This is a genomic window from Candidatus Sordicultor fermentans (assembly GCF_012728195.1).
Taxonomy (GTDB): Bacteria; Atribacterota; Atribacteria; order Atribacterales; family Caldatribacteriaceae; genus Sordicultor; species Sordicultor fermentans.
Map to the genome: position 1 here is coordinate 1 of NZ_JAAYFP010000040.1, position 2,037 is coordinate 2,037.

At 41.2% G+C, this 2,037-nt stretch carries 2 protein-coding genes; both read right to left on the reverse strand.

What is annotated here, in order from left to right:
• Nucleotides 1-748, reverse strand: a 748-nt coding sequence (locus tag GXZ17_RS02050) for a histidine kinase N-terminal 7TM domain-containing protein (RefSeq protein ID WP_409375631.1), incomplete at its 3' end; no start/stop codon positions are given.
• A gap of 197 nt (nucleotides 749-945) precedes the next feature.
• On the reverse strand, nucleotides 946-2,037 hold a 1,092-nt coding region (locus tag GXZ17_RS02055; RefSeq protein ID WP_409375632.1), incomplete at its 5' end, for a methyl-accepting chemotaxis protein.

The following is a 2,037-nucleotide window of genomic DNA, read 5'->3' on the forward strand; positions in this document are numbered from 1 at the left end:
ATACTAAAAGAGCATCACTCATATTATTGATGACTTCCTGAGCAGCAAAGGCAGGAGTAATATCTACTAAATGATAGCGCCAGATAACTGGTGCACCTAAAAAGACGAAGAAAAGGATGGGAATAAAGCCCAGAGGTGGGATAGGAACCCCGAAAGTAGGCAGAAACTCAACCATTGCTAAGCTGGCTACTAAAAGAGCTCGAAAGAAAAGCCGGGTTCGAAGCTTAGCTATGGAAGATGCCTCTTCCTGACTCTTTTTATGGTATTGTAAGAGGCTGGCCAGTAACATATAGAGGAAAAAAACTAAAAAGGGGATACTCGCCCATCCATAATAGGTAAAGTACCCCCAGGGATATAATGTTGCTCCTATAATAAAATTGTCACTGGTAAAAGCACATAGAGAGAAAAAGAAAGAGAGAACCCATGCAACAGAGGCTTTTCGTTGCTGAGAAGGATAAGTTCGCAGAGCAAAAATGGTGAACTGGAAAAGAGCAGTGGGGATAAAAGGCGCTCCCAGATAACCTAATTTATCCCATCGAATTGCTGTTTCCTCATTGGGAGAGGCATACATAAAAGAATTGGAAGACATCCACAGAAAAACAGCCAGAGTAATTAAAAAAAAGAAAATACTTTCTCGGGAAGCTTTTTCTCTGATTAAAGTTATTATTCCTACTGCAAGTACTATCCAGCTCGTGAGGAGGACTGTCAGAGCGAAGATAGTAAAACTATAATCAGAAATCTGAAGCACAACATTTTTAAATATAATATCGAAAAAAATGGCAGTAAGCCTCCTCTATATACCTGTATAAATATCAGCTTTTACTTTGTTTTCTGTTCCCTCCCCGTAAGCTTATAAAAATCATCCCGTTTCTTTCCTGAATATTTATTTACATCACTCATTATGAGTATACACTTTATCAATGATCTTTATTCCTTAATCGGGATTTAAATAGTAAAATGCTGGAGGTCCTCCTGTAGGGCCCTTCCCATATCCATAGTTTCCTGGATTGCCTTATCCATCTCTTGTAGTGCGGCACTCTGCTCTTCGGCTGAGGCAGCTACCTCTTCGGCTGCAGCAGCATTTTCTTCAGAAATGGAGGCGACGTTGCTGAGTCTGGTAAATACCTCTTCAGCCTTTTCAACTACTTCTTGAGTTTCAGCTTCATTTTGACGGGAAATTTCTGACATTTCTCGAACCAACTGGACGATTTTTTGAGATATCTCTTCTACTCGTACGAAAGAAGAAGAGATAGAATTGGTTTCCTCAGTTACTACCTGATTAGCCTGATAAATATCTTGAAAAGCCCGTCGAGCTCTATCCACTGCTTGAGTTCCGCTCTCTACTCTCTTGGTACTTTCCTCCATAGAATTTACCGCTTTATTGGTTTCTTTTTGAATGTCTCCAATTAAACCAGCAATTCGTTGAGCAGCATGGGCTGATTCTTCAGCTAATTTTCTCACTTCATCAGCCACCACAGCAAATCCTCTTCCTGCATCTCCGGCTCGAGCAGCCTCGATTGCTGCATTCAAGGCCAAAAGATTGGTTTCATCAGCGATACCAGTTATGAGGTCAGTAATACTTCCAATTTCTCGAGAACTGTGCCCTAACGTTTTTACTATTTCTCCTACGGAAAGGACCGAATGACTGATACTTTCCATGGCTTCTACTACTTCCTTTAAAGTTTTTTGTCCTTCTTCAGAGAGGCTGAAAGCCTGAGTAACAGATTCTTGAACTTTTTCTAAGTTGCCCCCGGTGAGCTGAATGCTTTCCATAACCTGGTCTACTGCTTCTAAAGTGGTATAAGCTTTATTTGATTGCTTTTTCAGCTGCTCAGCCATTCCCTTGACCAGGTTTACAAGGTCTTCCATATTTTGAGAGATTTCAGTTAGATTCTGGCTTTGTTCCTCTGAACCTCGGGCTACTTGAGATATGGTTTGGCCAATCTGATCCCCGGTTTGGGCAATTTCTCGAGAAGCATGCTGGAGGTTTTCCATAGAGGATATGATTGTTTCTGCTCCCTCGGCTACTTCTTTTAG